The sequence below is a fragment of the Gordonia sp. UBA7599 genome (genome assembly GCA_002477755.1).
GTDB lineage: Bacteria > Actinomycetota > Actinomycetes > Mycobacteriales > Mycobacteriaceae > Gordonia.
On sequence record DLKD01000138.1, the window covers coordinates 1 to 6,846 of the forward strand.

Genomic DNA, 6,846 nt, shown 5'->3' on the forward strand with positions numbered 1-6,846 from the left:
GCGAGGCCCGCGCCGCCGCCGATCGCATGGTCGACGACGCGTCGAGCCACAGCCGCGTACTGATCTCCGACGCCACCGAGGAGGCGCACCGCCTCACTACCGGCGCCGCCCGCGAGCACGAGGCGGTCACCGGCCGGGCCCGTGCCGAGGCAGCGCGCATCGTCGAGAACGCCAACGCCCACTACGAGCGCTCGGTGGCCGACGGCATCGCCGAGCAGCAGCGCCTGGTCGCCCAGGATGAAGTGGTCGTCGCAGCCAAGTCCGAGGCAGGGCGCATCGTCGACGCGGCACACGCCGAGGCCGACCGTCTGCGCGGGGACTGCGACATCTACGTCGACCAGAAGCTCGCCGACTTCGAGCAGATCCTCACCGGGACGATTCGGTCGGTCGGCCGCGGTCGCCAGCAGCTGCGCACCGGTGCGGGTATGCACGACTACGTCGAGTACCCGCGGGCCGTCGACGAGAAGGACAAGCACGAGAAGCGCGACCGCGAAACCCCGCTCGCGGGATAGGTCCGCTTCGGCTGTCTCACCTCCGGCGTATCGTGTCGGTGTGACAGACGCACCCTTTGTAGTCGACCTCCGCTCGTTGGGCCGTCGTCCCGGCAGCATGATCGAGTCGCACCGCACCGTCCGAACTCCCATCCGCATCGGGTCGGAGATGATCGCCATCGAGCCCGATACCGAGGTCGACCTCGACCTGCGCATGGAGTCGGTTTCGGAAGGCGTGTTGGTCACCGGCACCGCGTCCGGCGAGACCGCCGGCCAGTGCTCGCGCTGCCTCGAACCGGTGGAGGACACCGTCACGGTATTCCTCACCGAGCTGTTCGCGTACCCCGACAGTGAGACCGACAAGACGACCTCCGACGAGGAGGTGCACCGGGTCGACGGCGACCAGATCGACCTCGAACAGAGCCTCATCGACGCGGTCGGGCTGGAACTGCCGATGTCGCCGCTGTGTCGCGAGGATTGCCCCGGACTATGCCCCGACTGCGGTGTTGCGCTCGCCGTCGCCGAACCCGGGCACTCACACGAGAAAATCGACCCACGTTGGGCGGGTCTCGCCGATAAGCTCGGGCAGATGGGCGACCAAACCACCGACAATGGCTGACTCCGGGCGCGATTCCGCGACCTTGCTGGACGCCTTGGGAGTCACCCTCGACGATGACCTGTTGACCCTGGCGCTGACGCACCGTTCCTACGCCTACGAGAACGGCGGGCTGCCGACCAACGAGCGCCTGGAGTTCCTCGGCGACTCTGTTCTGGGCGTCGTGATCACCGAAAAGCTGTACTGCGACTATCCCGACCGACCAGAAGGTGCACTGGCCAAAATCCGAGCCAGCGTGGTGAACGGGCAAGCGCTGGCGCGACTGGCCCGCACGTTGGGGCCGGGAGGCCTCGGCCGCCATCTGTACTTGGGCCGCGGTGAGGAGATGACCGGCGGGCGCGACAAGGACAGCATCCTCGCCGACGGTACGGAGGCACTGCTGGGTGCCATCTATTTGTCGCACGGATTCGACCGCACGCGCGAGGTGATCCTCGCGCTGTTCAGCGATGCCGTCGCCGAGGCCGGCAGCCTGGGAGCCGGGCTGGACTGGAAGACCTCGCTGCAGGAGTTGGCGGCCGCGCGATCCTTGGGACCGCCAAGCTACAACATCACCTCCACCGGCCCCGACCACGACAAGGAGTTCACCGCCACGGCTGTCGTCGGCGGTGAGGAACTCGGCAGCGGTGTCGGCCGATCGAAGAAGGAGGCCGAGCAGGTCGCCGCGCAGGAGGCGTGGCGCATGCTCGACGAGCGCGGTGCCTGAACTCCCCGAGGTCGAGACCGTTCGCCTCGGTGTCGACAAGCACGTCGTCGGTCGCTCCTTTTCCGAGGTCCGCGTGCACCACGACCGCGCCGTTCGCAGGCAGGCCGGGGGAGCCGCGGAACTGGTCGGCCGCCTGACCGGCACGACCGCGCATGCGACGCGGCGTCGCGGCAAGTATCTGTGGCTTGAGCTGGCCGACGAGGCCGGCATCGTCGACGAGGCCCTGGTCATCCACCTGGGGATGAGCGGGCAGCTGCGCATCATCGACGACGTCGCAGCCACTGAGCCCTCACCCCATCTGCGGATCTCGACGAGCCTGGGTGATCGCGACTTCTGGTTCGTCGACCAGCGCACCTTTGGTGGCTGGCAGGTCGACGAGCTGGTGCCCGACGTCTACACCGTCGGTGCATCGGTGCCGTCGGTCGTCGCGCACATCGCACCCGACCCGTTCGACCCCGCCTTCGACGCCGTGGTTGTCGCGTCGGCGATGCGCCGCAAGCACACCGAGGTCAAGCGCGCCCTGCTCGACCAGACGCTGGTGTCGGGGATCGGCAACATCTACGCCGACGAAGCGCTGTGGCGTGCCCGGCTGCGCGGGACGCGGCTCACCGACTCGATCTCGCGGGCCAAGCTCGTCGAACTCCTCGGCCACGCCCGCGATGTCATGGCGGAGGCGCTGGCCGTCGGGGGCACGTCCTTTGACGAGCTGTATGTGAACGTCAACGGTGAGTCGGGCTATTTCGCGCGGTCTCTGAACGCCTACGGGCGGGAAGGGGAGCCGTGCTATCGCTGTGGCTCGACGATGCGCCGTGAACAGTTCATGAACCGGAGTTCTTTCTACTGCGCGCACTGCCAGCGTTCTGCGCGCGGCCGCTGACAGACCGTCGTCTGGCTGAGTCATAGGATCGTCCGGTGCCAGAGTCTGCCCGACCACCGCTGACGCCCGCGCTGCCCGCCGCAGAGTTCACCCGTTGGTACTGGCGCAAGGACGAATTAGTTGCCTTCGCGCGCACACTGGGGATCGCGACTAGCGGCGCCAAGGAGCTTCTGGCGCAACGGATCGCGGTGACCCTCGACGGAAGTGAGTTCATTGAGCCGGCACCGGCGCGACGGACCGGTGGCCGCCAACTCGGCGGCGACCTGACCGAATCCACCGTCATCCCGCCGGGGCAGCGGTGCAGCCAGGTGCTGCGCGCGTGGTTCGTCGACCAGGTCGGCCAGCAGTTCCACTTCGACGCCGCGATGCGCGAATTCATCGGCTCGGCCGACGGTACGACGACGTTGGGTGATGCCTTAGTGCACTGGCGGGCCACCCGGAACGGCGGGCCGTGTGAGATCGACGCACAGTTCGAGTACAACCGGTTCACCCGCGATTGGCACCGCGCCAATCCCGCCGGCTCGCGCGAGCAACTACTGGCCGAGTGGGCCGCCTACCGGGGCCTGCCGATCGACGAGCGGTAGAGCGGGGCGTCGATCGGTCGTGAGACATCATGAAAATACCAAATATTGGTATCATCGCGGGATGGTGCAGAACACCTCAATCAGCCTCGACGAGCACTTCGCAGATTTCCTGTCGAAGGAGGTCGCTTCGGGTCGGTACCGGTCTGCCAGTGAGGTCGTGCGCGCTGGGCTGCGCCTCCTTGAGGATCAGGAGACGCAGATGGCGGCACTCCGCGCCGCACTTGCAGCAGGTGAGGCGAGTGGCGCTCCGGAACCCTTCGACTTCGACGCCTTCATCGCGGCGAAGAAGTCGTGACGGCATACCGACTAACACCTGCGGCGCAGTCCGACCTTTCCGAGATCTGGGACTACATAGCTGAACACTGGGATCTCCAGCAGGCCGAGATCTACATCAACGAGATCAGGGCAGCCTTCGAGCGCATCGCCGACGATCCCGATCGGGGACGCGCCTGCGACGGCATCCGCGAGGGATACCGCCGCTACAGCATCGGAAGCCATGTTCTCTTCTATATCGCGCGGCCTGATGGTGTCGACGTGATCCGGCTCCTACATCAGCGGATGGACCCGGCACGCCACCTCTGATCTGCAACCAGGTCCAACGGGCCCAACGGCGTTGACTCCCAACGGTGTTGAATAGAGCCATGACTGAACTCTGGGTGCAGCGCACCGGTCCGCGCCGCTACGTCGGCGAGAGCTCGCGCGGGGCGACCGTGCAGATCGGGTCCGAGGACGTCGACGGTGTTTTCACGCCCGGCGAACTGTTGAAGATCGCGCTCGCCGCGTGCAGCGGCATGGCCTCGGACGTGACCCTGGCACGCCGACTCGGCGACGACTATGACGCCACCGTCCGCGTCAGCGGCACCGCCGACCGTGAGTCGGAGACCTATCCCGTCCTCGACGAGGTCTTCGAACTCGACCTGTCTGAACTCGACGCAGATGCCGCGCAGCGCCTTCTCGTCGTCGCGCAGCGCGCCATCGACCGGACCTGCACGGTGGGGCGCACGCTGAAGGCGGGCACGCAGGTCAATCTCACCATCGCGACGGACTGACGACGAGGATGTCGCACGCGCATCAGCGGCTCAGCGCCTTCGTCCACGGCCACGTGCAGGGCGTCGGGTTTCGCTGGTCGACGCGCTCGCGGGCACTGCAACTGGGCCTCGTCGGGTACGCGGCGAACCTTGCCGACGGGCGCGTCCACGTCGTCGCCGAAGGACCCCGCACCGACCTCGACCAACTGCTGGCCTACCTGCGCGGACCAGACACGCCCGGGCGCGTCGACACCGTGGTCGAGCGATTCGAATCGGCACGCGGTGAACTGACCGGGTTCGTCGAGCGGTGAATGGGTAGTCTGTACCGTCGTGCATCTGAAATCGCTGACCCTGAAGGGGTTCAAGTCGTTTGCGTCGGCCACGACGCTGCGCTTTGAACCCGGGATCACCTGTGTGGTGGGTCCCAACGGGTCGGGGAAGAGCAACGTCGTGGACGCCCTCGCGTGGGTGATGGGGGAGCAGGGTGCCAAGACCCTGCGCGGCGGAAAGATGGAAGACGTCATCTTCGCGGGGACGTCGGGCCGGCCGCCGCTGGGTCGCGCCGAGGTCACGCTGACGATCGACAACTCCGACGGTGCGCTGCCCATCGACTACTCCGAGGTGTCCATCACGCGGCGCATGTTCCGCGACGGAGCCGGCGAGTACGAGATCAACGGCCAGTCCTGCCGCCTGATGGACGTGCAGGAACTGCTGAGTGACTCCGGTATCGGGCGCGAGATGCACGTCATCGTCGGGCAGGGCCGCCTTGCCGCGATCCTCGAGTCCCGCCCGGAGGACCGTCGTGCCTTTATCGAGGAGGCCGCCGGCGTCCTCAAGCATCGAAAGCGCAAAGAGAAGGCCGTCCGCAAACTCGACTCCATGCAGGCTAACCTCGCCCGGCTGACCGACCTCACCGGTGAACTGCGGCGCCAGCTCAAGCCCCTCGGACGCCAGGCCGAGGTAGCCCGCCGCGCCGCCACCGTCCAGGCGGACCTGCGTGACGCCCGACTGCGTCTGGCGGCCGACGACCTCGTCGTACGCCGCGCCGACATGGCCGAGCAGTCGGCGCTCGAGGACACCATCCGCGCCCAGCAGACCCAGGTCGCTACGGCCCTGGACGCCGCGTCGGCCGAACTGGCGCGGCGCGAGGAGGCGCTGGCCCAGATCGAGCCGGCCGCCCATACCGCCGGCCAGGGATGGTTCCGGCTGTCGGCCCTGGCCGAGCGCGTCGATGCGACGATCCGCGTCGCCTCCGAGCGCGGCAAGCACCTGGCGACGCCGACGACGGTCGCGAGCGGTCCCGACCCCGACGAGCTCGAGGAACAGGCGGTCCGCGCGGCCGAACTGGAAGCCCAGCTCGCCGCGGCAGTCGAGCAGGCCGGTGCTGCATTGGAAGAGGTCAAGGCTCGCCTGGCCACCGCCGAGGAACACGCCACCGCGGTTGAGCGCGCCCATGCGGCCGCCGTCGCCGCCGTCGCCGACCGCCGTGAGGGACTGGCACGGCTCGAGGGCGAGGTCGCGAACCTGAGGACGCGCGCCGATTCCGTCGACGCCGAAACCGCGCGTCTGACGACGGCGATCGAGGCCGCGGTCGAGCGGGCGGAGAAGGCCCAGGCCGGGATGGATGCGGTAGCCGCGTCGGTCGCCGAGATGGAGTCGGCCGAGCAGGGGCTCGACGAGCACCACGAGCGGTGCACGGCAGCAGCGGCCGCGGCCGACGAGCGGGTCGAAACCCTGCGCACCGCCGAGCGTGAAGCCGAACAGAAGATCGCCTCCCTGACCGCGCGCATCGAGGCGCTGGCCGTCGGCCTGGAGCGCAACGACGGCGGGGCCTGGCTGCTGGAGCACGCCGCCGACGGACTGCTCGCTCCGGTATCGGACCTGCTGACCGTCGAGGCGGGGTTCGAACCGGCCGTCGCCGGTGCGCTCGGTCCGACCGTCGACGCCATCGCCACCGTCGACGCACTGGCCGCTGCACGTGCCGTCGCCGCCCTGAAAGCCGGCGACGGTGGTCGTGCCGCGCTGTTGGTCGGTGGGCTGCGCGCACTGCCCGCGCCGGGTGGGGCGTCGCTGCCTGCAGGAGCGCGGTGGGCGCGTGCGGTCGTCACCTGCCCGCCGTCGATCCGCGGGGCCGTCGACACCCTTCTGCACGACGTCGTCGTCCTGGGCACCGATGTGGCCGACGCCGCCGCGGTCGGCAGTGCCCTAGTAGCGCAGCATCCGGACCTGACCGTTGTGACCGCCGACGGTGATCGGATCGCCGCCGCCGCCGTCGAGGGCGGCTCGGCTCGGCGCACCTCCAGCCTGGAGGTGCAGTCGGCGATCGATGCGGCGACCACCGAACTCGCCCACGCCAACCGCACCGCCGAGGAAGTCGGCGCGGCCCTGGCCGGTGCGCTCACCGAGCAGGACGACCGCAGCGAGGCAGCCGACGAGGCGCTCGCCGCGCTGCACGAGTCGGATTCGTCACTGGGCGCCGCCTACGAGCACCTGGCCCGCCTCGGCCAGGACATCCGCGCGGCGCACGACGAGAGCGACCGCCTGACC

General features: G+C 68.8%; 9 protein-coding genes and 1 pseudogene. All 10 read left to right on the top strand.

Annotated elements, in window-relative coordinates:
- Positions 1-512, top strand: a pseudogene (locus B4L26_RS16025) (DivIVA domain-containing protein); the annotation flags it as partial.
- A gap of 97 nt (positions 513-609) precedes the next feature.
- Positions 610-1,110 carry a YceD family protein gene (locus B4L26_RS16030; RefSeq protein WP_290720381.1) on the top strand — a complete coding sequence of 167 codons (501 nt, stop codon included), beginning with the start codon at positions 610-612 and terminating at the stop codon, positions 1,108-1,110.
- Positions 1,103-1,810, top strand: coding sequence for a ribonuclease III (gene rnc, locus B4L26_RS16035; protein ID WP_290720364.1), 708 nt, complete (start codon positions 1,103-1,105; stop codon positions 1,808-1,810). Before B4L26_RS16030 ends, rnc begins: the two co-directional genes overlap by 8 nt.
- Positions 1,803-2,687 (top strand): bifunctional DNA-formamidopyrimidine glycosylase/DNA-(apurinic or apyrimidinic site) lyase, encoded by an 885-nt coding sequence (gene mutM, locus B4L26_RS16040; protein WP_290720366.1) that lies wholly within the window; start codon positions 1,803-1,805, stop codon positions 2,685-2,687. Before rnc ends, mutM begins: the two co-directional genes overlap by 8 nt.
- A 35-nt stretch (positions 2,688-2,722) precedes the next feature.
- Entirely contained in the window at positions 2,723-3,271 is a 549-nt protein-coding gene (locus tag B4L26_RS16045) for a DUF6434 domain-containing protein (RefSeq protein ID WP_290720368.1), read from the top strand.
- Positions 3,272-3,332: 61 nt separating this feature from the next.
- Positions 3,333-3,566: a type II toxin-antitoxin system ParD family antitoxin gene (locus tag B4L26_RS16050; protein ID WP_290720369.1), complete on the top strand. Its 234-nt coding sequence runs from the start codon at positions 3,333-3,335 to the stop codon at positions 3,564-3,566.
- A complete protein-coding gene (locus tag B4L26_RS16055) occupies positions 3,563-3,853 on the top strand; it encodes a type II toxin-antitoxin system RelE/ParE family toxin (RefSeq protein WP_290720370.1) in 291 nt (96 codons plus the stop codon). The genes B4L26_RS16050 and B4L26_RS16055 overlap by 4 nt, the downstream gene beginning before the upstream one ends.
- Before the next feature lie 59 nt (positions 3,854-3,912).
- A complete protein-coding gene (locus B4L26_RS16060) occupies positions 3,913-4,320 on the top strand; it encodes an OsmC family protein (protein ID WP_290720372.1) in 408 nt (135 codons plus the stop codon).
- Between the two features lie 8 nt (positions 4,321-4,328).
- Positions 4,329-4,610 carry an acylphosphatase gene (locus B4L26_RS16065; protein ID WP_290720374.1) on the top strand — a complete coding sequence of 94 codons (282 nt, stop codon included), beginning with the start codon at positions 4,329-4,331 and terminating at the stop codon, positions 4,608-4,610.
- Between the two features lie 19 nt (positions 4,611-4,629).
- Positions 4,630-6,846 (top strand): chromosome segregation protein SMC (gene smc / locus B4L26_RS16070; RefSeq protein WP_290720375.1); only part of this gene is annotated, 2,217 nt, incomplete at its 3' end.

What these genes read in the sequence shown, in the direction of transcription:
- B4L26_RS16030 (WP_290720381.1), top strand. Translation starts at nt 610, where the DNA reads ATGATCGAGTCGCACCGCACCGTCCGAACTCCCATCCGCATCGGGTCG.
- rnc (WP_290720364.1), top strand. Translation starts at nt 1,103, where the DNA reads ATGGCTGACTCCGGGCGCGATTCCGCGACCTTGCTGGACGCCTTGGGA.
- B4L26_RS16050 (WP_290720369.1), top strand. Translation starts at nt 3,333, where the DNA reads ATGGTGCAGAACACCTCAATCAGCCTCGACGAGCACTTCGCAGATTTC.
- B4L26_RS16060 (WP_290720372.1), top strand. Translation starts at nt 3,913, where the DNA reads ATGACTGAACTCTGGGTGCAGCGCACCGGTCCGCGCCGCTACGTCGGC.
- B4L26_RS16065 (WP_290720374.1), top strand. Translation starts at nt 4,329, where the DNA reads ATGTCGCACGCGCATCAGCGGCTCAGCGCCTTCGTCCACGGCCACGTG.